The sequence below is a fragment of the Pelistega ratti genome (genome assembly GCF_009833965.1).
GTDB lineage: Bacteria > Pseudomonadota > Gammaproteobacteria > Burkholderiales > Burkholderiaceae_B > Taylorella > Taylorella ratti.
This window is the reverse complement of sequence record NZ_CP047165.1, coordinates 225,452-248,174: the sequence shown is the minus strand read 5'-3', so window position 1 is coordinate 248,174 and position 22,723 is coordinate 225,452. Positions and strand designations below refer to the sequence as shown.

Below are 22,723 nucleotides of genomic sequence, written 5' to 3'. Positions count from 1 at the left end.
TACTTTTCTCTATAATAAGAAAATCTCTTGTAAATCATTTAAGTATCGCCATCCCAATGGTGTTGCCTTTAAGCGATTAGGATCACTATCTAATAATCCCTTATTAACTGCTTTTTCTATCATGGGCAACATAATATTAAGGTTGATACCACAGTGATCTGCAAAGTAATGTGTAGGAACGCCTTGCTTTAACCTTAACGCATTAAGCATAAACTCAAAAGGTAGTTCTTTATAGCTTAAATAACGGGATTCTGCTAATTGCTCTCCTGTTTGTACTTTTTGCATCCAACTATCAGGATTTTTAACTCTTGCTGTACGGTGAATACTATCATGTGTAGAGATTTTGCCATGTGCCCCTGGACCTACCCCAATATAGTCCCCAAATTGCCAATAATTCAAATTATGCTGACAATAGGCATATTGACGAGCATAGGCAGATACTTCATATTGTTCAAACCCTTGACTGGCTGTCATATCAATCAGTAAATCCTGCATATCGCCAGCCAAATCATCATCAGGAATCCCATCTGGTGGATATTTCGCAAAAACAGTATTCGGCTCCAAGGTAAGATTATATAAAGATAAATGCTCCGTCCCAAAGGATAAAGCCGTCTGTATATCTTGCTGACATGCAGCTAATGTCTGATGCGGTAAGGCATACATCAAATCAATATTAACCCGGGCAAATGCCTCTTGTGCCATTACAATTGCTCTTTTGGCTTGTTCGCTATCATGAATACGCCCTAAGCGTTTAAGGCTATCATCATTAAAGCTCTGCACACCTAATGAAATCCGATTAACACCTGATGCTGCATAATCCGCAAAACGAGAGGCTTCTACCGTACCGGGATTAGCTTCCATTGTAATTTCTGTACCGGGTGCTAGATTAAAAAGATTTCTCACTATTGTAAGTAGTCGATCTAATGCTTTTGAGGATAATAAACTGGGGGTACCTCCCCCAATAAAGACCGTATGAATCGCTCGTCCCCATACAGAAGGAAGAACACTAATAAGGTCTTGCTCTAGGGCTGCCAAATAGGCATCTTCTGGGATTTTTCCTTGATGCGCATGTGAATTAAAATCACAGTAAGGACATTTACGCACACACCAAGGCACATGGATATAAAGTGATAAGGGGGGAAGTGATTTGGTAAATTGTACATTTTTTTGTAATGGGATAACGCTATTAGATGAAGCGATTACTTGCCCCCCATTTCGTTTGATTTCATTTAACTGCATATTGAATACTATCTATCTTTATGATACTAACCATACTCTTTTTAGGATATTTACCTTTATACGACTAGATACTGGAAAGTTTATTTTAACGTCCACAACTCTTTATCATTACCCTTAGTATAAAGTACCATCATTGTACGTTATATGGTCAATAGACAAAGTGAAAACCTATTTTATGTATGTGCTTTAATCATCTCTAATAATATTTTTAAGGCCTTTGCTCGATGGCTAATTTTATTTTTTTCTTCTGGCAATAATTCAGCCGCTGTTTTATCTAATGTAGGGATATAAAAATGGGGATCATACCCAAAACCATTTTCTCCACGTGCCTGATCAATGATTTCTCCTTGCCAAAATGCTTGTGCTACCATAGGACAAGGATCATGTGCTGAACGAACATAGACCAAGCAAGCCACATAGAAACACTGACGGTTTTCAACACCTTCTAAGGCTTTTAATAAATACGCATTATTAGCTGCATCTGATTTTTCTCCGCCTTGTGTCTGTGCATAACGAGCAGATAATACCCCCGGCGCACCATCTAAGGCAGGCACAACTAGACCAGAATCATCGGCAATAGCAGGTAATCCTGTATGGTGGCTTGCAAATCTTGCTTTAGCTAATGCATTTTCTAAAAAAGTAAAATAAGGTTCTTCACACTCACCTACCCCTAATGCTCCTTGATTAATTAATTCAATCCCTAATGGTTGAAATAACGCCTGAAACTCTGCCAGTTTTCCTTTATTATTTGATGCTAAAACAATTTTATTCATTTATCATCTCTCTATTCTGTACGTGATTGGTTTTGTAATTGAATTAATTCACTAATACCCTTTTGAGCCAATTGCAATAATTGATCCAATTCCTGACGAGCAAAGGTTTGCCCTTCTGCCGTTCCCTGTATTTCAACAAATTGTTCTGCCCCTGTCATCACAATATTCATATCTGCATCACAGGCTGAATCTTCTACATAATCCAGATCCAAAACGGTTTGTCCATTGACTATCCCCACAGAAATAGCAGCAACATTATCTTTTATCGGATTTTCCGTTAATATTCCCTTCGCTATTAATTGTTGAATAGCATCTGCTAAAGCAATCCAAGCCCCTGTAATACTCGCACAACGTGTACCACCATCTGCCTGAATAACATCACAATCGATATGAATGGTTCTCGCCCCTAATTTTTCCAAATCAACTACCGCACGCAAGCTACGACCAATTAAACGTTGAATCTCTTGTGTTCTTCCTGATTGCTTACCTTTGGCAGCCTCTCTATCCATACGAGAATGCGTTGCTCGCGGTAACATACCATATTCAGCCGTTACCCATCCTTTTCCTGTATCTTTTAAGAAAGGAGGAACTTTTTCTAAAACACTGGCATTACATAATACATGGGTATTACCTATCTGGATAAGGACAGAACCTTCTGCATAAGCCGTATAAGATCGTTGAATATAAACAGGACGCAAGCCATCAAATGCACGCCCACTCACCCGTGAAAAAGAAGAATTACTCATAAACTACTCGCTTTCTAGTAAAATAGAGAACATTGGTCTGGTTAGAAAGACCTATTTTAGCCTAATGGTATAGATTGTAAACGATATTACTTCCTTAAAAAACCAAAGAGTTAATATAATGATATATAGTATGACTGCTTTTGCTAGCCAGCAAAATGAACATGAACTGGGACAACTCACGATTGAACTTAAAAGTGTTAATAACCGTTTTTTAGACTTACATTTTCGTATTCCTGATGAATGTCGGATAATCGAAAACACACTACGCGAAATCCTAAATAATCGCCTTAGTCGGGGTAAAGTAGAAGTCCGTATTAGTCTGACGAAAAATAAAAATACTGACAATATTCAACTTGATAAGAATTTACTTAATGCCCTGAAACAACAGCTTATTCAAGCAAGAGAATTTATTCCTGAAACCAAAGCCCCCTCTTTGCAAGAGCTTATTACGCTTAGCCTCAATCAACAAACGACTAAAGATGATGAAATAAGTAAGCAATGGCAAACACTCTGTATTTCAACCTTACATAAAGCCCTAGATACCTTTATCCTAATGCGTGCAAGAGAAGGTTATCGCCTAGCAGAAACCATGCTAGCCTATACGCATCAAATTCAAGAAATTCTTAATAAAGTCAAAGAACGTTTACCTCAAACACAGGTAGAGTACCAAGAAAAGCTAAGCCGTAAATTACGCGAAGTTCTTGAAAATATTGCCCCAAATGGATTTGAGCAAATTAAAGGAGAAGAACTCAGCGCTCGTATTGCCGCCGAATCTTCTCTCTTTAGCTTGCGTATTGATGTTGCTGAAGAGTTAGATCGATTAGACTCACATCAAAAAGAACTACATACTTTACTCAGCCATCAACAAGTTATTTCAGAAGCAGATATTCCGCAAACCAAAAATAAACAAAGCCTTGGAAAGCGTCTTGATTTTCTTTTTCAAGAAATGAATCGAGAGATTAATACATTAGGTTCAAAATCAACCGCTATTGAAATCACACAAGCAGTGATTGAACTCAAACTATTAGTTGAACAACTCAGAGAACAGGCTCAAAATATAGAATAAATTTGATATAGGGTTAAGTTTTTAGATACGTTTAAAAATTTTCTAATAAACGCACCAAAGTACCATATAGCCCTCTTACACTTTCAATTGATGATGTAACGTGCTGTACTTCAATCTTAAAATTAAAGGATAAAAAAATAACACCATTTAATCATATTAAAAAGACTAAATGGTGTTATTTAATATCGTCATCTCACCTTATGGCATTGAACGACTTTTATCGGTAATGGCTTTCTCTATAGGTGCTTTTTGTGCAGGTACTTGCGGTATCGCTTTCTGTTCAATGGGTTGAACATCTGTTCTTTCTTCACTTGATTCAATCACATTACCTTGGTGATCGATTACTGATGTTTTCGTTTCAACACCAACAACAGATACTTGTTGCGTTTTATCATCGGTAATCCCTATTGTCTGTGTTTGTGTCATTCGTAAGGTTGGCTCAACATAAACATCTTGTGCTTTTTGAGAAGCCGGTCGATTATCTACTTCTTGAGCAACAGCACTTGCCATAACACTTGATAGAACCATGCACCATAATAGCACTTTCTTTTTCATCATTAAGACTCCTCATTAATAATAAACGACTCTTATCAGCATAACAAATAATACTATTTTAGAAAATACACTTATCAATTATTCATTACGCTTGGTTTCAAAAAAACTATTTTTATCTTTTAATAATAAACCCCCCTCTTTCTTTATAAAGCATTTATATCTTTTACTGATACGAAAGCGTAAATTATTTAGACCAACTCAATATCACGACTTCCCTTTTTACTTGAGCAAAAATAATCTACTACACTACCAGCTAAAAAATAACACGCCAACACGCCCTAAAAATAACATTCCCCATCCGTAAACTGTTGCAAGCGTACCATATAATGCTATAACTCTAAAATTTACAATGTTATAATGAAAATACTTTAGTAAATACCACTAGGCTATTTAACAAAACTGCCAAGGTCTTTTACTAGGTAGATAAATTTTATGCTACTTTCACCAAGAATTATTTCTATGAAAAAACTCATTATTATTTCTCTCGCCGCCTTATTAGCAGCTTGTACCACAACGGGTAATATTGATCTAAGCAACCGTAATAGTTTTGGTCTTAAATGCTCGCATAATGCCAATAGTGAACCCAATTGGGAAGGTTGTATGGCAACAGCTCAGCAATTATGCGCACCACAACAAGTGGGTAATATCCAACAGCTACCTCCTGTTGGATCAGGTGCTCCTGATGATTCCTATTTTATGACGTTCTCTTGCCACTAATGAATATATTAAAAGACGGATGATAGGTAATAATATTTCATATTATCTATCCGTCTTTGATTAAAAATTCTTTCATTTTTAATCATGACTAACACTAGAAAAGTCATTAATATTTAAACATTAAAATCTATTTACTATCTAGAATAGTGTTAAATAACAGTAAGAGGACTTTTCCTAAAAAAACACCCATAAAAATCGTTAATAATTAAACAAATTTTATAAGTAAAGCAAAAACCTATTCAAGCAATTAGCAAATTACAAAACTATTATAAGTCGGATACAGCCTCTAACACCCAAAGGCTTGTTATTTCTTGTTGCCTTGCCATCGCTAAGGGACTTGTATCATTCATTACTTTTTTATGTTTAGGCTGCGTATCATATTTAGCCACAACCTTTAATCCTGCTAGGGTAATCCATGTTAATAACTCTTCCCTTGTTCTTAGTGATAAATGTTCAGCTAAATCCGATAAAATTAGCCACCCTTGTCCTTGAGGGTTCAAATGATCAGCTAATCCTGCTAAAAAACCTTTTAACATCATACTTTGCGGATCATATACCGCTGATTCTAATGTTGTACTTGCTTTTGAGGGTAGCCAAGGAGGATTACAAAGGATTAAATCCGCTTTTTGATCAGGAAAAAAAGCCTGATTCATAATCTGTACCTGCTTATCAATGCCTAATTGCTTGATATTATATGTTGCACACGCTACCGCTCTATCCGAAGTATCCGTTGCTAATACAGTTGTATATCCTCGTCTCGCCAGCACAGCGGATAAAACGCCTGTCCCTACCCCAATCTCAATAGCAAGATCTCTTTTTTCAGGCAGAGGTGCGTTTGCCACTAAATCAATATACTCTCCCCGAATAGGAGAAAAAACACCATAAAAGGGATATATTTTTGCACCTAATACCGGCACTGACACACCTTTTTTTCGCCATTCATAAGCACCAATAACACCTAACAACTCTCTTAAAGAAACAACAAAAGGGGCTTGCCAAGACCATACTTGCTCAGCAGCCGCTTTAATATCAGGGGCTCGTCTTAGTTGAATCAAAAAGTCTTTTTCCACTCGGATTAACAACATTCCTAATAATTGTGCCTTTTGCGCTTGTGCTAAACGGTAAAGATGAAATTGTGTCTGAATATCGGGGGCAACTTTACTTTTTTTCCGATCAATTTTTCTTGCCATCGCACTCAAGAGTTGCTTCGCATTGATAAAATCACCTTGCCAAATCATAGCACACCCTGAACGTGCAAATTGTAAGGCTTTATTTGCGGTTAAGGTATCATCTACTTTTATATACTGTTTCGGTAGTTTAGCTTGATGTTCAGATTGCCAAATCAAAGGTTCATCATCTATTATTAAGTAAGTCGGTTCTATCATGATGTTTTTATATCGATAAGTCGTTGAGAAAGAAAAACCCCATTCTTATTAAAAATACGTTTAAATACTGCAAATACGACTAAAATACAAGCCAAACCTGTTGTTGCTGTTAAAAAGAACATCATCATAATTTGATAACGGACAGCCTGTTCAGGATCTTGACCAGCCAAGACTTGCCCTGTCATCATTCCGGGTAAGCTCACTAAGCCAACGACCATCATACTATTAATAGTAGGCATCATACCTGCTTTTATGGCTTTTTTGGCTCTTTTTTCATAGGCCTCCCAAGAGGTTGCCCCTAGTGTAATTAATGTTTCAATCTCACCTTGTTTATCTTTTAACTCAGATAACAATCTATCCATCACAAGAGACACACCTGTTAGTACATTACCAATAATCATACCCGCAATAGGAATAATATATTGTGGCTTATACCAAGGTTCTACGTGCAATACAATATTAACCCCAATAAATAAAATAACCCATGACGGTAAAAAAATCGCAATAAAAGTATCTTGAAAGAGTCCTGTATATATCACTGGCATTCTTCCTTTAACAGAAAAAGCCGCTACTGTAGTCATCATTAACAAGATACCTAGCACAATAAAGACATTATCAAGTGCAAATACCCAACGTAAAATTAAACCAATCAGACTTAATTGTACTATCGTACGGATACTGCCAATAAGCAAAGACTTCCCTAATCCTAATCGAAGCGTAAAAGAAATAACACCATTAATAAGCACTAATGAGGCAGCTATTGCGATATCTATCCACGTTATTTCATAAGGACTCATATATTATTCCCTACCGTAATAGTAGCTTGATCAATTCGCCACTGTTGTTGCCCTACTCGTTGTTTTTGCCCTTGATCATGACTGACCCAAACCCATGCTTTATCTTGATGACACCAATGATTCAGTAAGTTTTCAACAAGAATAACTGCCTCAGCATCTAAAGCAGATGTTGGCTCATCTAATAAAAGAACACTTGGATTTAGCATTAATGTTCTCAATAAATGGCAAATTTGTTGTTCTCCCCCTGATAATGTTTTACTTGATTTTTTTAAAAAATCTGCTGGTTTTTCAAGACATGATAAATAAGTCATTAATAGAGACTGATCAAATACTTTGCCTTGGTGTATTTTTAGCTGCCAAGGTAAATGAATATTTTCTTCGACTGTTCCTTCAAAAAGGATAGCCTGTTGATGCACATATGCAACTTGACTACGGTAATAAGTCACATTTTTGGGAGTGATAGCTTCATTTTTAAAATAAATTACCCCTTCTTGCATCTGATCCAAAAATGCCAATGTCCGTAAAAATACAGACTTTCCTGCACCAGAAGCACCATCTAATAAAATTCGATCATTAGGATAAATTGCCTGCGAAAAGGATTTAAAAAAAACACGTCCACTTAATGTATCATAACGTGATAATCCTTCAAATCGTACCAACGCATTGGTATCTTCTACACCCACCATATTATACCAACTGTTTACTATCTACCCATATTGTAACAGGGCCACTATTGGTCAAGGCTACCTCCATAAAAGCACCAAATACCCCTTTAGGAACAGGCTTTCCTATTGTTTGAGCCATCTGATCGACAAAAGTATCAAAAAGGGGTAAAGCAATTTCAGGACGTGCTGCTTGGCTATAAGAAGGACGATTCCCTTTTTTAGTCGATGCCATTAATGTAAATTGACTAACACAGAGTACATCTGCTTTTTTATCTAAAACCGATAAATTCATCACACCCTGTTCATCTTCAAAGATTCGCATCTGACTAATTTTACGCACTAAATAGTCAATATCTTCCTGTGTATCCTCATGCCCAATACCAACTAGTAATAATAATCCTTCATTAATCTGAGCAACGCACTGTTGTTCTACTGTTACAGAGGCTTGAGATACTTTTTGGATAAGGACTTTCATGATAAATTACCCTACTCTTGCGCTCGAACCCACTGTAAAATCTGCGTATTCATTTGATCACTCACTTCACCAAATGCTTGCATTACGGTCTCTATCTGAGCCGAAGAGAGTTCTCTTTCTTGACGGAAATTACTCGCCCCAATAATATTACCCTGACGGCGATTAATCAAAGCGACATTCACATCAATAACCACATAAGGTTTACCCTGTTGATATTGAATCTGGTAAGCCTGAATATCTGTTTGTAATAAGCGATCTAAATTGATCAGCTCATCATTCTTAACAACAGTTTGATATGCCCTTGCCCGTCTAAAATCATCAACTAAACGATCTCTAAATACTTTCGGTACAATATCTACCCAATTTATTCCACTATATGCCTGTACTTCGTTGTTTTCAAGCACTACCGTTAAACGTTGATGATTAAGAAAACGATTAGCATACGGTTCAGGTATCACAATACCCAATTGTTTTGGTGCAAATTGAACACTCACTTGGCTATCAGGTAAACGATAAGCATCTGTAGGTGGGTTACTCGGTAAAATACTACAAGCCCCTAATACTACCGCTAAACTAGCGATACTAAGACGAATTAACTTCATGGTTTAAATTCCTTTAATGAACTGCCGTCTATAAAGTACCCAGCAGGATTATCTTCCATATTACGCAAAATATTTTGTAATGTACCAAACGCCCGTTTAAATTCAATAATCGCAGGAGTTATTTCTTTAAACCCTTGTAACCCTTGATTTAAGTTGGTTTCATTATTTAGTACAAGACGTTGGATATGCTGACTTGATACGGCTAAGCTATTCATTGCATTGACAGCACTAGATAAGGCTTTTTTCCCTTCATCATTTAATAAATGTGTTATATTGCCTGCCAGCTGGCTAAAGCTCTCAAGTGTTTTATTGAGTTCTACCATACTTTTACTCGCAACATTCACGATACTTTTAATTGCTTCATCTTCACTCGCTACAGCACCTGTCACACTATCAATATGGTTAAGAATATTACCAATATGTTGCATATTTTCTTTTGAAAATAATGTTTTTAAGTTTACACTAATCTCGGTTAGATTAGAAACAGCATTTTGCCCTCCCTCAAATAAAGCACTTAAAGGTGAGGGAACTGCCGTAATAACAGGTAAATCATCTTCTTTTTCAACTACGGTTGAATGGATTAATAACGGTTTAGTCGTATCACCGCCTCTTAATGCAATCACTTGTTGCCCTGTAATCCCCATCAATTGCAAACGGGCTTGCACCCCTTCATGTAAAGGGACTTCTTTTTTGACAGAGATAAGTGCATAAACATGACTAGGATCTTTTTTATCAAGCGATAAATCAACTACTTCACCCACACTCATACCACTGAATAAAACAGCACTACCGCGAGATAAACCACTTACACTCTCTTTAAAGTGTACAACATAACGTTGGCTATTTTGATTAATCCCTGATCGAGTTAACCATAATCCAAATAAAAGGATAGCGATAATACATCCTACTGTAAAAGCACCAATTAATATATGCCTTGCTTTAGGTTCCATTCTTACTTTTCTCCTAACGCTTGATGTGCGTCATAAGCAGCCCTACCACGAGGACCATTAAAATACTCTTGAATCCATTCATTATCAACTTTTTCTACCTGATTAATCGTGTCATTCACTAATACTTTTTTCTGTGACAATACAGCAACACGGTTACAAGCAGTATATAAAGTATCTAAATCATGGGTTACTAAAAACATTGTTAAACCAAGGGCATCTCGCAATGTCAGCATTAACTGATCAAATGCTGCTGCACCAATCGGATCAAGTCCTGCTGTTGGTTCATCTAAAAATAAAATCGCAGGATCTAGAGCTAATGCACGTGCTAAAGAAGCTCGTTTGACCATACCTCCTGATAATTCTGAAGGATACTTATCAGCGGCATTTGCAGGTAAACCAACTAATAAAATTTTGAGCATTGCAATATGTTCTGCATCTTTTCGAGGAAGTTTTAACTGCTCAATCAGGGGGAAAGCAATATTTTCGACAACAGTCAAAGAAGAGTACAATGCCCCTCCTTGGAATAACACCCCTAATTGCCTACCCAGTGCCTGACGCTCTTCACCACTTAGATCTAGCATAGACTTCCCTAAGACTTCAATATTGCCTGCTGTTGGCTTACGCAATCCTACAATCGTACGCAAAAGCACAGATTTCCCTGTACCTGATCCTCCGACAACCCCTAAAATATCACCTTTATAAACATCCAAATCTAATCCTTGATGAACATAAAAGCCATTAAAGGCATTATCAAGGTTGCGTACCTTAATAACAAGTTCTTTATTTGAAGTGGTTTGTGTCTGCATTACCAACCCATCTCCATGAAAAATATAGCAAATAAGGCATCTAATAAAATCACTAAAAAGATACACTTCACTACACTTGCTGTTGTATGCTGCCCTACTGACTCAGCACTCCCTGATACATTAAAACCTTCTAAACAACCAGTAATGGCAACCACTACAGCAAAAATAGGTGCTTTACCTATACCCACCAAAAAGTGCTTAACATCTACTGTGTTATTAATAATATCGAAGAATAGTCTGGGGGAAATATCCATTGACAATGCTGCCACCAACATTCCACCCAAAATACCAGATAACATGCCTAGAAAAGTCAGAATAGGCATTGCAATGATTAAAGCTAATACACGAGGGACAACTAATATAGACAGTGGATCAACACCACTTGCTCGTAAGGCATCAATTTCTTCATTGACTTTCATAGAGCCTAACTGTGCTGTATAGGCACTTGCTGTTCGTCCTGCCACAAGAATTGCCGTTAAAATAATGGCAAATTCCCGTAAGAAAGAATACGTTACCAAATGAACGGTATAAACCTGTGCGCCAAAGCTTTCAAGTACAGTTGCCCCCAAAAAAGCAACCACTGCACCCACCATAAAACAAAGTAGCATAACAATAGGGGCTGCTTTAAAACCGCTATTATCAATATTGGCAATAAGAGAGGTCATCCGCCATTCTTTACGATGACTCAATATATACAAAAAAGAAGCAATTACCATGCCGAAGAAACCTATCCAGTGAATAAATTCCTTCCATGTATTGCTCACTGCTAAACCGACATTTTCAAATAAGCGAATAGGCCATGCCTCTTTAGGAGCAGGCTGGATACTCTCTTCTTGGGGTATCGCTTTAATTACCGCTTGAATCATAGCTTGTCGCTCTTTTGACAGTGCATGATTTTCTAAAGCTTTTTCTAAAGATTGCCGTCCAAAAGTATCAGCAATCAGCAACACCCCTGCTGTATCTAATTGTCGAATATGATCAAGTTTAAGAGAAAATTTCTCCTGGTTTTGAGTAGAATACGGTTGTAATTTTGATTTAATTTTTTCAAAATTATTAACCGTCCAATCTCCCACTAAAACCAAGTGAGAAACGGCATTCTCTTCTTTTAGGTTTTTAATAAATTCCACGTTGATTTCATCAAAAAATAGAACGCCTAATTCTATCATATTATGATTTTTTTAGATAAAACCGATTGTTTCCTCTTTGTAACGATTTTGTAATGCGATAACTTTATACTAAAGGGTTGATTAAAACCTAGTTTATAACGTTATTCTTGCGTACAATATCTCTTTTATGTTTTACCCCTAAGTTGGAGCAACAAGCTTTATGTTTGCAATGTTCAAAAACTGGTATATTCGCCACTTTAGTGATCCTCAAGCAGTGGCACTACTTGGTTTATTACTATTTAGTTTTTTCTTACTCTATTTCTTTGGTAATTTACTAGCACCATTGCTCATTGCCATCGTTTTTGCTTATCTATTAGAGTGGCCTATTCGTATGCTCACCAAGCATTTCAAGTTTCCTCGCTCACTCGCCACCATATTTGTTGTTGGCTGTTTCTTTGGGTGTCTCATTTTTACATCTATTGTTCTTACACCTATTTTATGGAACCAAGCAACTAGCCTTATCCACAACCTACCTTATATGTTTGAACGGCTTAATGTTTGGTTAATGGATTTACCACAACAATACCCTGAAATTGTTGATACCCAAATTATTGATTCTCTTTTTAATACCATCAAAGAGAAAAGCCTTGCTTTTGGAGAATCTGCACTCAAATTATCCCTTACCTCATTATTAAGTCTTGTTACTTTAGGGGTATATGCTTTTTTAGTCCCTCTAATGACATTCTTTTTATTAAAGGATAAAGAAGTTCTGATTGCTTATATCAGTCGTTTCCTACCTCGTAACCGTACATTAGTCTCTCAAGTCTGGCAGGAAATGCGACAACAAATCGCTAACTATATTCAAGGAAAAATTTTTGAGATTATCATTGTTGCTATTGTGAGTTATATCATTTTCCTTTTCTTTGGATTAAATTATGCACTGCTATTAGCACTTGCCGTAGGCATTTCTGTGCTTGTTCCTTATATTGGTGCTGTTATTGTCACTATTCCTATTATAGTAGTAGCTATTTTTCAATTTGGTATTGGTTCTACCTTCTGGTATTTAATGATTGCTTATATTGTTAGCCAATTACTTGACGGCAATCTACTTGTTCCATTCCTATTTTCAGAAGCCGTTAATTTACACCCACTTACTATTATTATTGCCGTTATTATTTTTGGTGGGTTATGGGGATTCTGGGGTGTATTTTTTGCTATTCCACTCGCTACTTTAGTAAAATCCGTTGTTAATGCATGGTCTTCTACCGTAACAGCAGATACAACAACATAATAACTGGCTGATTACGTCATTATCTAACAAAAATAAGGGAATTTTTTAGTTATTTAAAGAATTCCCTTTTTATCCGCATAAGATACAATATATTTAAACCATATAAAACAAGTTTTACAAACCAAAGTGAGGAACTATTCGAGCGACTCACAAAGCATTTTGTAGGGTGTTTATACTATTTTTAGCAAAACAAAATTAACCCTTGCTATTATGATCGCAAATAATCCTCTCTCCCCTTAATCCACCGCTTCATATGTGCTTCTGCTGCTTGAGGATACTCTTTCAACATAATAGCTGCTGCTTCTCTTGCATTTTCTAGCACATCAGTATCTACCTCAATATCAGCAAAACGCAGCATCTGCTCACCAGATTGCCGTAAGCCTAAAAACTCACCGGGCCCTCGTTGCTCTAAATCTCTTTTTGCAATCTCAAAACCATCATTCGTTTCATGCAATGCCTTTAAGCGTAATTTAGCCTGTTGCGATAAAGGATTCTGATAAAGCAAAATACAAATAGATGCTGCCTGCCCTCGCCCAACACGCCCCCTTAATTGATGCAATTGAGCCAAACCAAACCGCTCTGCATGTTCAATTATCATAATACTTGCATTCGGTACATCAACACCCACTTCAATAACCGTTGTTGCGACTAAAATATCAATATGATGCTGAACAAAATCTTGCATTACCTGTGCTTTTTCCACTGGACTTAATCGCCCATGCACAAGACCAATCCGTAAATCAGGTAAAGCTGTTTGTAAATACTGATATGTATCTACTGCTGTTTGTAATTGTAAAGCCTCACTCTCCTCAACCAAAGGACACACCCAATAAGCCTGTTTTCCTTGCTGACATTCAATCCGTAGGTGCTTTAACAAATCATCTCTTCGCTCATCTACCATTAATTTTGTCATAATAGCTTGTCTTCCCGGTGGTAGCTCATCAATTACAGAAACATCTAAATCTGCCAAATAACTCATGGCTAATGTTCGAGGAATAGGCGTGGCACTCATACTTAATTGATGCGGAATACTATCATGCGTTTGCGTTTCACCCTTTTTACTAAGACTTAATCGCTGAATAACCCCAAAACGATGTTGCTCATCGACAATCATCAGCCCCAGACGCTGAAACACCACTCCCTTTTGAATTAAGGCTTGTGTCCCTACAACTAGCCGTGCTTGACCTGATACAATTTTTTGTATTGTTTCTCGTTTTTCTTTTACCTTTAGACTACCTGATAGCCAAACAACTTCTATATCTGTTTGCGCAAACCATTTTTGCATTTTTATAAAATGCTGTTCAGCTAAAATTTCTGTTGGTGCCATAATAGCCACTTGATAACCTGCCTGAATAACCAAAGCAGCTGTTAAAGCAGCCACAATTGTCTTACCACTTCCTACATCCCCTTGTAAAAGACGATGCATGGGGTAGCTACGCTGTAAATCTACCTGAATTTCCGTTAATACACGCTGTTGTGCTTTAGTCAATGATAAACCAAATGCTGTTAATACTTGATCAAATAAATGTGTATCTTGTAAAACCATCTGAGGTGCTTGTAACTGTACCCTCGCTTCTCTGGCTAAATGTAAGGCAATTTGTTGTGCCAATAACTCATCAAACTTCACTCTCTCCCAAGCTGGGTGTGTTTTATCCATTAACGCTTGCGTATCCATATCTACCCGCGGATGGTGTAAGGTATGAATAGATTCACTTAATGACGGTAAATGATATTTTTGCTGAATACTCTCTGGCAGGCTATCATGTACTTTAACACGCGTTAAGGCTTCTGTAATCGCCTTACGCAACATAATCTGTGTTAAACCATCTGTACTAGGATAAACAGGTGTTAGTGTTTGGGGTAAGCTCTGCCCTGCTTTACTCACCTTGGGATGAATAATTTCATAGCCCCACATACTACTACCGCGAATTTCACCTCGGATACGAATAAGCCCTGCTTTTTCTAATTGTGCTTTCTGACTAGGATAATAATGTATCCATCTAAGCGCTATTTTTCCTGTATCATCCTTAAAAGTAGCGGTCAGTTGCTTACGGTGTCCGAAATTAACGTGTATGTTTTCAACTACGCCCTCTAATTGCACGACTTGCCCAGGATAGACTTCATTTACTTTATAAAGCCTTGTTTCATCTTCATAACGTAGCGGCAAATGTAAGGCGAAATCAAAATCACTGATTAAGCCTAATGTAGCCATTTTTTCCTTTGATGAAGTGTTAGAAGCGTTTTTTTTGGGAGTCGTCATGTACTAAAAATTCACTGACAAAAGGGATTTTCTCTAAATATAATAAATGGTAACCGTGAATTAAGTATGCTATTTGTGGCATCTCTACACCGTTATACCATACTAATATTTGGAACTGTACAGTAAGATAGCTATCATAACCACCTTACTGACAGATTATCAATTAATAGCAATAAGATACTTAAAGATTATCTTCGCTAAACGACAAGACATTAAATAACAATAATGGCTTCTACCTCAAATAAAGCACCTTTAGGTAAACCACTTACCTCAACTGTTGAACGTGCAGGAAAAGGCTCTGGTATTAAAGAAGACATTACCGAATTCACCACACCAAAATCTTTTAAATCGGTAACGAATAACGTTAGTTTTACAATATTATCCAATGTACCACCCGCGGCTTTAATTACCTCTGTCATATTGGCAAATGCTTGACGTGCTTGTGCTTCTATTTGATCAGAAACCAATTCACCTGTTGCTGGATTTAATCCAATTTGTCCTGATAAAAAAACTGTTTTACCAACAGGCGCAACAACGGCTTGTGAATAAGGTCCAATCGCTGCAGGGGCTTTATCGGTATGAATAACTGATTTTTGACTCATCATTTCTCCTTAAAAATAAATTCATTAGTGCTTATGGTTATTTTCCACAGCACCTATATTACCTATCATAAAAACATATCATACGACCACTACAGATATTTTATCGTAGGCAATACTCATCTTGATAAGTAATCTATAGCGTTTTCCATTCTAACAAATTTCATCTACTTAACGTACTAATTAGTAATAAATTTTCCTAATTGTTATTTTGACTTTTTTATTTGATTACAATAAAGAACGACATAATATTTTTGTCATATAAAGCTGATTTTACTTGCGTAATCATTCACTTTTGCTACAATAGGCAATCTAATTGATATTAGTTATCAATTAGATTTATATTATTTATCATTAAAGGTGTTTCATATAATGTCACAATTGTTTGATTTTTTACATGCCTACATTGACTATATCATTCTTGGATTACTTGCTTTTATGAGTTTTTTACTCGTTTGGTTTGTCATTGAACGTTTTATATTTTTAAGCCGTGTTAATGTCGCTAAATATGAAAACATCCATCAATTAGATATTGATTTAAACCGTAACCTCACTATTATTTCAACTATTGGCTCTAACGCCCCTTATGTAGGTTTATTAGGTACTGTTATCGGTATCTTATTAACTTTCTACGAATTAGGTAATTCAGGTGGTGATATTGATGCATCTGCAATTATGCTAAACCTATCACTAGCCCTTAAAGCAACTGCTGTCGGTATTCTTGTTGCCATTCCTGCTATGGTTTGCTACAACGGTCTTAACCGTAAAGTAGAAGTAAACCGCCTTAAATGGCAAGCATTAAACGGTACGCATCACACAGGAGAATAAAGGTGAAAAACGCCAAGAAGTTTGATGAAATTAATATCATTCCTTTCATCGACATTATGCTGGTCTTACTAGCAATTGTGCTAATCACCGCCTCTTTTATTTCTCAGGGTAAGATTCAAGTTAATGTACCTAAAGCAAGTAGTACCGTTGCCTTTAAATCCGATGATTTAGCAAAACTTTTAACGGTAACGGATAAAGGTGAAATCTTTTTTAATGATAAACCGATTGATATTGAAAGTTTAGAAAAAGAGATTGCCTCATGGGATAAAGCACAAAAAGTAACGCTTAAAGTAGATGCAAGTGCTACATTTCAAGACTTTGTTACCTTGACCGATATCATGGCAAAAAATGACATTAAAAATGTCGCCATTGTCACTATGAAAGAAAAGGCGAGTAGCAATGACAAATAAACAACCTTTTTGGTTAGGTTTTCTGGTTTCCTTGCTCTTTCACTCTTCGCTTTTTGCAGCAATATATTATGCTATTTTTCATGAAGATGAGAGTGCAAATGGGCATACTGCTGAGATTATTTCTACCAGTATTTCAATGGAAATGCTACAAGGAATGGTCGTAGCAGAACCTGAGCCTGAACCAGAACCCGAGCCAGAACCTATTGTTCAGGAAGAGCCTAAAGAAGAGGTTGCTGATCCTACGATTAAGCCTGAACCTCCCCCTCAAAAACCTGAACCGGAAAAACCTAAGGAGAAACCAAAACCTCCTAAGGATAAGCCTAAACCTAAACCACCAAAAGAGAAACCTAAGCATACGAAGGAAAAACCTATCCGTAAAGATTTACCTATTGGCGATCGTAATGTAAATTCAGACGCAAAAGTAAACTCTGTAGCGACAGGTATTGATGGTGCGACCACGACAAACCCTAATCTTGTAGGGCCAGGCAGAGGTGGCGATGAAGTAAAAGCCTATCAAAGTGCTTTACGCCGTGAAATTGAACGCAACAAAACCTACCCTCAACGGGCAAGAATGATGCGTAAACAAGGTATAGCCACTGTCAGTTTTACCCTAAATAATGATGGTAGTCTTAGTAATATACGGTTGGTTAAATCATCTGGTTCGGATGATTTAGATAATGCTGCTGTACAAGCCGTGAAACGGGCAAGATCAATTGGCCCTAAACCGCCTGGTGTAGCCTCCTCTCTCACCATACCGATTAAGTTTTCCATTCGTTAATCGGCAAACGAAAACCCCTTTTTAGGGGTTTTCGCATTTTATAAAATTATTTTTTCATATTTTTTATAATTTTCTTTAAATGTAAGTTATGCAACAATTCAAATTAACCCTCATCTCCTCTACTCTTTTACTTGCTTTTTCCTCGCCTGCTTTTGCAGAAACACTGACCGACAATGATGAGTTAGATCAAATCGATGTTACATCGGGCGAACTCAAACAATTAGGTTATCATGCCATTGGTACATCTGCCGTATCTAAAGTTGATGTCCCTATTATTGACACCCCAACCACAGTGAATGTTGTTACCTCTCAACTGATACAAGATCGCCGTCCTAATAATTTAGTAGATGCATTAGCAACAGTCAGTGGTGTTAGTGAGGCAAATACACTCGGGGGAATTTTTGATGCCGTTCAAAAACGAGGGTTTGGTGGAAACCGTGATAATTCTATTATGCGTAATGGTATGCAAGCAGGCCCTTCTCATAACTTTGGAGCAACCACTGAAACCGTAGAAGTGCTCAAAGGTCCAGCATCTGTACTATACGGTATCCAAGACCCGGGTGGTGTGATTAATGTTGTCACCAAAAAGCCATTAAACACCCCTAAATATGCCCTTAGTGTTGGTTCAGGCAATCATAGTGCTTGGGGAACACAGTTAGACTTTACAGGTCCATTGGGAAATGGTTTTGCCTATCGTTTTATTTATGATAAACAAGATAAAGATTATTGGCGTAATTTTGGTCGTATTAAAAGCACTACTTATGCCCCTTCTCTCTCATGGGAAAATAATAAAACCAAAATCTTAATGGCTTATGAACATTTAGACTATGAACAACCTTTTGACCGAGGAACAGCTTTGGTTGTGAGTGATGGCGGTCGTAAACCGAATATTCCTATTTCTCGCCGTTTAGATGAACCCAACAATCAAACCATTGGTAAAGTAGATAATTTCCAACTCAAAATAGAGCATCAACTCAATGATGAATGGAAAATCAATGCTGCTTATGGTTACGTACGTGATGAATATAGCTATTATCAAACACGAGTACAAGATATTAATACAAGCTATACGGATAATAAGCTATTTTCAGACAGAATTTCATTACCTCCTCGTACTGCCCTTCGCCGTATGGAACAACAAGCAGCCAAACAAACAGTACACTCTGCATCTCTTAACTTAGTCGGTGAATTTGCCATTGGTAATATTGCCAACCGCTTTATTATCGGGGCAGATGCTAGTCGTAATTATCGTGATACAGGGCCTGTTTATAATAATGGCGGTACAAGTAGACTTAATATTGATAACCCTATTTATACCAATCCTCCTTTAAGAAGAGGTGCTAACCTAATCGCTGCCAACAACTGGCAAATTAACCATATCAAAACCTTAGGACTTTATATCCAAGATACTGCCTACCTCACTGATAAATTGATTGTCACAGGAGGGGTTCGATACGAATACTTTGATCAAGTTGCTGGTCGTCATGCTATTGGTGCTGCCTTTAGACCAAACGTAGATCAAAGTGATGGTAAGTTTCTCTACCAATTAGGAACTGTCTATAAATTTACCCCTCAATGGGCTGTCTATGCCAATTATGCAGAATCCTTTAGACCACAAGCAGAAATTGCCGCTTATACGGATGCAGGACTTCCCCCTGAAAAAGGTAAATCCTTTGAAGTAGGTACTAAATATGAAAGTACCAATATCAATGCAACATTAGCTTTCTTTAATATTAATAAACATAATGTCAGTGATACGATATCAATCAATGGTAACAGTGAAGTTGTTATTGCTGGTAAGCAACGCTCTCGTGGTATAGAAGTAGATATTAATGGCTATATTACCGATAAACTAAGTGCTGCCTTAACCTATACTTATACCGATGTAAAATCATTAAGCCATCGCTACAAACCTGCTACCGTTGGCAAACAACTCAATGGTGTTCCTAAACATCAAGGTGCATTATACCTTAGCTATGATATTGGTACAGTAGGCCCTGGCCAGTTACGTATAGGGGGCGGTATTAAATACCTTGGCTCATGGAATGCCTATAATAGTACCTATACCAATGTCTATAAAATCCCAAGTGCCGTTATTGGTGATGCCTTTGCTTCCTATGAAACAAAAATTACGGGTAAAAAAGTGGATTTTCAATTTAATGTGAAAAACCTAACCGATAAAACATACTATCAATCTACTTCTGGTGTCGCAGATAATCGTATTATTCCTGTTTCCATTGGTTATGGTAGAGAGTTTTTCCTCAATGCGAAAGTAGAGTTCTAATACTACTTTCCAAGTTAAGGTAGTTATCGTTTTTAAAAAGGTATTTTATAAATGGTAACTACCTTATTGTTGTATTCATTATCAATATAGCATGTTATGGCAATAAGTATAGGAATGAAATATTATTTTGAGGTTTTATTTACGTAAAATTTATTCACCATAAAAAGAACGGAGAAATAGCGATTAACTAAGCGAGTTTTGCGTACACAGTGAGGAACTACGACTTAACGCTATTTGCAGTGATTTTTATTCAGTCCTAATTTAACGAAATAAATATAGAAATCCATATTTTATTTGTACCTTATTTCCCTATTACATCATCTTAGCCACTATCACATTGAATACAAACATTATTACATAACCCATCAAAACATTCCATGCTGTATTTTAGGAATAGTTAATATGAAAACGGATTGGCAAACAGCACTTTACCATACACCTTTATGGCTTTTATATGCCCTACTTACCGTTAGTGGTATTTTTATTGTTTTTGCCTTTTGCATTAGAAAAACCACTTTTGGACAAAAATTCTGGCTAATCACAAAACCCTGTTTAGACCAGTCCAATCGTCTTAAAGTGATTAGCCTTATTTTAGTGCTTTTTCTACTAGTGCTATTAGAAGTCCGCATCAGTGTCTTAAATACCTACTTTTATAATGGTTTATATAGTTCATTACAACATGGTGATGCTAATGCCTTCTGGTTCTTTGCTTCTATCAATGCACTACTCGTTATTTTTAAAATTATCCATTATCTTTTAGATTATTTGATGACCCAAGTATTTGAAATTCGTTGGTTAGAAAAGCTAAACCATGAAATGCTCAGTCGCTGGTTATCCCATAAAAATTACTACCGTATCAAATACGAAAAAGAACTCCCCGATAATATTGATCAGCGTATTGAACAAGATGCAAGAGAATTTATCACTGGAACTGTTGAAATGGTAAGAGGTGTAATTAATTCCCTTGTTTCTATTATTGAATTTACTATTATTCTTTGGGGATTATCTGGCATATTAGCCATATTTGGTTTACATATTCCTAAAGGTGTGGTTTATTTTATCTATCTCTTTATCATTACTGCAACAGTGATTTCAGTATGGATAGGTTCACCACTGGTTAGACTTAATTTTGAGAAAGAACATTTTAGTGGTGATTACCGTTATTCCCTTATTCGAGTACGAGATCATGCAGAGAGCATTGCTTTCTATCATGGAGAAACTCGTGAATTTAACCACCTTACAGACCGATTTAATACAATCATTAAAAACCGCTGGTTAATTGTTAAACGTATGCTTGGTTTAGATGGCTTTAATACTGGGGTAACACAGATTGCGATGATTCTTCCCCTGATTTTACAAGCCCCTCGTTTCTTTGCGGGACAGATTCAATTAGGCGATATGCACCAGACCGTACAAGCATTTAATCGCCTGATGCGTGCCTTATCATTCTTTCGTCTTTTCTACGAAGACTTTACCTTATATCAAGCTCGTTTGAATCGTTTAGCTGGTTTTATTCATAAACTACATGAGCTTAAAACAACAGAAATCCATACACCAATTGAATGTGCTAACTATGTTGCCTTACATGATTTTGGATTTAAAGACCAGTATGGGAATATTCTTGCCCAACATCTTAATATTTATCTTAAACATGGTGATGCTTTACTTATTCAAGGTGCTTCAGGTAAAGGAAAAACAACATTATTAAAAACGATTGCAGGTATTTATCCATTTGAAACGATAGGTAAAGCCGAATGCCCTTGTAATGCTGTCATTTTATTTTTACCTCAACGTCCCTATATGCCACAAGGTTCACTTCGGGAAGCTATTTGCTATCCTAATATCAATCCCCACCACTCTGAACTTATACAAACAATGAAAGACTGTCGCTTAGAGAAATATATCCATGCCTTAGATAATGAAAATGATTGGCAAGTTATTCTTTCACCGGGTGAATTACAACGAGTCGCCTTTATTCGTATTCTCTTGAGCAAACCCGATGTTGTCTTTTTAGATGAAACCAGTTCTGCTTTAGATGAACCGACAGAAGCCTTACTCTATCAATTAATTAAAACACGACTTCCTCATATGATTATCCTCAGTGTAGGACACCGTGGAACATTACAACCCTTTCATAATAAATATTTGACACTTGAATAAATAAAGGGGCTACTCATCATAGCCCCTTTTAATTTGTCATATAAAATTTACAAGTATAAAAGTATCTCATTTTAAATAGTGATACTACAAACAACTACTTTCCACTCAATCCCTAAAAAACTAAGATATAAATTTACCCTTATATTGCTGTAACAATATAAGGGTATTCGTAACTAGCTAAAGGGTTACATTTATTTTTTGCAAGAAACTTAGATATAGCTAAAAAGTTTA

General features: G+C 36.6%; 22 protein-coding genes. 8 read left to right on the top strand and 14 right to left on the bottom strand.

Annotated elements, in window-relative coordinates; genetic code table 11:
• Positions 1-9: 9 nt before the first annotated feature.
• From hemW to rph, 3 genes are all read right to left on the bottom strand, one after another.
• Positions 10-1,239, bottom strand: coding sequence for a radical SAM family heme chaperone HemW (hemW, locus tag F9B76_RS00985; RefSeq protein ID WP_159990403.1), 1,230 nt, complete (start codon positions 1,237-1,239; stop codon positions 10-12).
• A gap of 173 nt (positions 1,240-1,412) precedes the next feature.
• Positions 1,413-2,012, bottom strand: a complete 600-nt coding sequence (rdgB, locus tag F9B76_RS00980; RefSeq protein WP_159990402.1) for an RdgB/HAM1 family non-canonical purine NTP pyrophosphatase — start codon at positions 2,010-2,012, stop codon at positions 1,413-1,415.
• 11 nt (positions 2,013-2,023) lie between these two features.
• Positions 2,024-2,758 carry a ribonuclease PH gene (rph, locus tag F9B76_RS00975; protein WP_159990401.1) on the bottom strand — a complete coding sequence of 245 codons (735 nt, stop codon included), beginning with the start codon at positions 2,756-2,758 and terminating at the stop codon, positions 2,024-2,026.
• 118 nt (positions 2,759-2,876) lie between these two features.
• Here rph and F9B76_RS00970 point away from each other — a divergent pair, with 118 nt between their 5' ends.
• Positions 2,877-3,824: a YicC/YloC family endoribonuclease gene (locus F9B76_RS00970; RefSeq protein WP_159990400.1), complete on the top strand. Its 948-nt coding sequence runs from the start codon at positions 2,877-2,879 to the stop codon at positions 3,822-3,824.
• A gap of 198 nt (positions 3,825-4,022) precedes the next feature.
• On the opposite strand, the gene F9B76_RS00965 is transcribed toward F9B76_RS00970, so the two are convergent.
• The gene (locus F9B76_RS00965; protein ID WP_159990399.1) at positions 4,023-4,382 is read right to left on the bottom strand and encodes a hypothetical protein; all 360 of its coding nucleotides are present in this window, start codon (positions 4,380-4,382) and stop codon (positions 4,023-4,025) included.
• 456 nt (positions 4,383-4,838) lie between these two features.
• Here F9B76_RS00965 and F9B76_RS00960 point away from each other — a divergent pair, with 456 nt between their 5' ends.
• Entirely contained in the window at positions 4,839-5,096 is a 258-nt protein-coding gene (locus tag F9B76_RS00960; protein WP_159990398.1) for a hypothetical protein, read from the top strand.
• Between the two features lie 266 nt (positions 5,097-5,362).
• Here the strand turns inward: F9B76_RS00960 and F9B76_RS00955 are convergent, their stop codons facing one another.
• From F9B76_RS00955 to F9B76_RS00920, 8 genes are read right to left on the bottom strand one after another with little or no spacing between them, the layout of a single operon-like run.
• The gene (locus F9B76_RS00955) at positions 5,363-6,481 is read right to left on the bottom strand and encodes a methyltransferase (protein ID WP_159990397.1); all 1,119 of its coding nucleotides are present in this window, start codon (positions 6,479-6,481) and stop codon (positions 5,363-5,365) included.
• A complete protein-coding gene (locus tag F9B76_RS00950; protein WP_159990396.1) occupies positions 6,478-7,278 on the bottom strand; it encodes an ABC transporter permease in 801 nt (266 codons plus the stop codon). The genes F9B76_RS00955 and F9B76_RS00950 overlap by 4 nt, the downstream gene beginning before the upstream one ends.
• On the bottom strand, positions 7,275-7,964 hold the full coding sequence (locus tag F9B76_RS00945) for an ABC transporter ATP-binding protein (protein WP_159990395.1): 690 nt from the start codon (positions 7,962-7,964) through the stop codon (positions 7,275-7,277). Before F9B76_RS00945 ends, F9B76_RS00950 begins: the two co-directional genes overlap by 4 nt.
• 1 nt (position 7,965) lies before the next feature.
• Positions 7,966-8,418, bottom strand: a complete 453-nt coding sequence (gene dtd / locus F9B76_RS00940) for a D-aminoacyl-tRNA deacylase (protein WP_159990394.1) — start codon at positions 8,416-8,418, stop codon at positions 7,966-7,968.
• 11 nt (positions 8,419-8,429) lie between these two features.
• Positions 8,430-9,020, bottom strand: a complete 591-nt coding sequence (locus F9B76_RS00935; RefSeq protein WP_159990393.1) for an ABC-type transport auxiliary lipoprotein family protein — start codon at positions 9,018-9,020, stop codon at positions 8,430-8,432.
• Positions 9,017-9,970, bottom strand: a complete 954-nt coding sequence (locus F9B76_RS00930) for an MlaD family protein (protein WP_159990392.1) — start codon at positions 9,968-9,970, stop codon at positions 9,017-9,019. Before F9B76_RS00930 ends, F9B76_RS00935 begins: the two co-directional genes overlap by 4 nt.
• 2 nt (positions 9,971-9,972) lie before the next feature.
• The gene (locus F9B76_RS00925; RefSeq protein WP_159990391.1) at positions 9,973-10,776 is read right to left on the bottom strand and encodes an ABC transporter ATP-binding protein; all 804 of its coding nucleotides are present in this window, start codon (positions 10,774-10,776) and stop codon (positions 9,973-9,975) included.
• Complete coding sequence (locus tag F9B76_RS00920; protein ID WP_243140656.1) at positions 10,776-11,903, bottom strand: MlaE family ABC transporter permease; 1,128 nt, start codon at positions 11,901-11,903, stop codon at positions 10,776-10,778. Before F9B76_RS00920 ends, F9B76_RS00925 begins: the two co-directional genes overlap by 1 nt.
• Before the next feature lie 199 nt (positions 11,904-12,102).
• Here F9B76_RS00920 and F9B76_RS00915 point away from each other — a divergent pair, with 199 nt between their 5' ends.
• On the top strand, positions 12,103-13,173 hold the full coding sequence (locus tag F9B76_RS00915; protein WP_159990389.1) for an AI-2E family transporter: 1,071 nt from the start codon (positions 12,103-12,105) through the stop codon (positions 13,171-13,173).
• A gap of 208 nt (positions 13,174-13,381) precedes the next feature.
• Here F9B76_RS00915 and recG read toward each other — a convergent pair whose 3' ends face one another.
• Complete coding sequence (gene recG / locus F9B76_RS00910) at positions 13,382-15,385, bottom strand: ATP-dependent DNA helicase RecG (protein ID WP_243140655.1); 2,004 nt, start codon at positions 15,383-15,385, stop codon at positions 13,382-13,384.
• Positions 15,386-15,645: 260 nt separating this feature from the next.
• Entirely contained in the window at positions 15,646-16,035 is a 390-nt protein-coding gene (locus tag F9B76_RS00905; protein WP_159992034.1) for a Rid family detoxifying hydrolase, read from the bottom strand.
• A gap of 369 nt (positions 16,036-16,404) precedes the next feature.
• Between F9B76_RS00905 and exbB the strand changes: the two genes are divergently transcribed.
• From exbB to F9B76_RS00880, 5 genes are all read left to right on the top strand, one after another.
• Complete coding sequence (gene exbB, locus F9B76_RS00900; RefSeq protein WP_159990387.1) at positions 16,405-16,860, top strand: TonB-system energizer ExbB; 456 nt, start codon at positions 16,405-16,407, stop codon at positions 16,858-16,860.
• 2 nt (positions 16,861-16,862) lie between these two features.
• A complete protein-coding gene (gene exbD / locus F9B76_RS00895) occupies positions 16,863-17,270 on the top strand; it encodes a TonB system transport protein ExbD (protein WP_243140654.1) in 408 nt (135 codons plus the stop codon).
• Entirely contained in the window at positions 17,260-18,048 is a 789-nt protein-coding gene (locus F9B76_RS00890) for an energy transducer TonB family protein (protein WP_159990385.1), read from the top strand. Before exbD ends, F9B76_RS00890 begins: the two co-directional genes overlap by 11 nt.
• An 88-nt stretch (positions 18,049-18,136) precedes the next feature.
• A complete protein-coding gene (locus F9B76_RS00885; RefSeq protein ID WP_159990384.1) occupies positions 18,137-20,332 on the top strand; it encodes a TonB-dependent siderophore receptor in 2,196 nt (731 codons plus the stop codon).
• A 402-nt stretch (positions 20,333-20,734) separates the two neighbouring features.
• On the top strand, positions 20,735-22,492 hold the full coding sequence (locus F9B76_RS00880) for an ABC transporter ATP-binding protein/permease (protein ID WP_159990383.1): 1,758 nt from the start codon (positions 20,735-20,737) through the stop codon (positions 22,490-22,492).
• The last annotated feature ends 231 nt before the right edge of the window (positions 22,493-22,723 follow it).

Excerpts from the sequence above, each read along its gene's own strand:
- hemW (WP_159990403.1), bottom strand. The coding sequence starts at position 1,239 with ATGCAGTTAAATGAAATCAAACGAAATGGGGGGCAAGTAATCGCTTCA.
- rdgB (WP_159990402.1), bottom strand. The coding sequence starts at position 2,012 with ATGAATAAAATTGTTTTAGCATCAAATAATAAAGGAAAACTGGCAGAG.
- rph (WP_159990401.1), bottom strand. The coding sequence starts at position 2,758 with ATGAGTAATTCTTCTTTTTCACGGGTGAGTGGGCGTGCATTTGATGGC.
- F9B76_RS00970 (WP_159990400.1), top strand. The coding sequence starts at position 2,877 with ATGATATATAGTATGACTGCTTTTGCTAGCCAGCAAAATGAACATGAA.
- F9B76_RS00965 (WP_159990399.1), bottom strand. The coding sequence starts at position 4,382 with ATGATGAAAAAGAAAGTGCTATTATGGTGCATGGTTCTATCAAGTGTT.
- F9B76_RS00960 (WP_159990398.1), top strand. The coding sequence starts at position 4,839 with ATGAAAAAACTCATTATTATTTCTCTCGCCGCCTTATTAGCAGCTTGT.
- F9B76_RS00955 (WP_159990397.1), bottom strand. The coding sequence starts at position 6,481 with ATGATAGAACCGACTTACTTAATAATAGATGATGAACCTTTGATTTGG.
- F9B76_RS00950 (WP_159990396.1), bottom strand. The coding sequence starts at position 7,278 with ATGAGTCCTTATGAAATAACGTGGATAGATATCGCAATAGCTGCCTCA.
- F9B76_RS00945 (WP_159990395.1), bottom strand. The coding sequence starts at position 7,964 with ATGGTGGGTGTAGAAGATACCAATGCGTTGGTACGATTTGAAGGATTA.
- dtd (WP_159990394.1), bottom strand. The coding sequence starts at position 8,418 with ATGAAAGTCCTTATCCAAAAAGTATCTCAAGCCTCTGTAACAGTAGAA.
- F9B76_RS00935 (WP_159990393.1), bottom strand. The coding sequence starts at position 9,020 with ATGAAGTTAATTCGTCTTAGTATCGCTAGTTTAGCGGTAGTATTAGGG.
- F9B76_RS00930 (WP_159990392.1), bottom strand. The coding sequence starts at position 9,970 with ATGGAACCTAAAGCAAGGCATATATTAATTGGTGCTTTTACAGTAGGA.
- F9B76_RS00925 (WP_159990391.1), bottom strand. The coding sequence starts at position 10,776 with ATGCAGACACAAACCACTTCAAATAAAGAACTTGTTATTAAGGTACGC.
- F9B76_RS00915 (WP_159990389.1), top strand. The coding sequence starts at position 12,103 with ATGTTTGCAATGTTCAAAAACTGGTATATTCGCCACTTTAGTGATCCT.
- recG (WP_243140655.1), bottom strand. The coding sequence starts at position 15,385 with ATGGCTACATTAGGCTTAATCAGTGATTTTGATTTCGCCTTACATTTG.
- F9B76_RS00905 (WP_159992034.1), bottom strand. The coding sequence starts at position 16,035 with ATGAGTCAAAAATCAGTTATTCATACCGATAAAGCCCCTGCAGCGATT.
- exbB (WP_159990387.1), top strand. The coding sequence starts at position 16,405 with ATGTCACAATTGTTTGATTTTTTACATGCCTACATTGACTATATCATT.
- F9B76_RS00890 (WP_159990385.1), top strand. The coding sequence starts at position 17,260 with ATGACAAATAAACAACCTTTTTGGTTAGGTTTTCTGGTTTCCTTGCTC.
- F9B76_RS00885 (WP_159990384.1), top strand. The coding sequence starts at position 18,137 with ATGCAACAATTCAAATTAACCCTCATCTCCTCTACTCTTTTACTTGCT.
- F9B76_RS00880 (WP_159990383.1), top strand. The coding sequence starts at position 20,735 with ATGAAAACGGATTGGCAAACAGCACTTTACCATACACCTTTATGGCTT.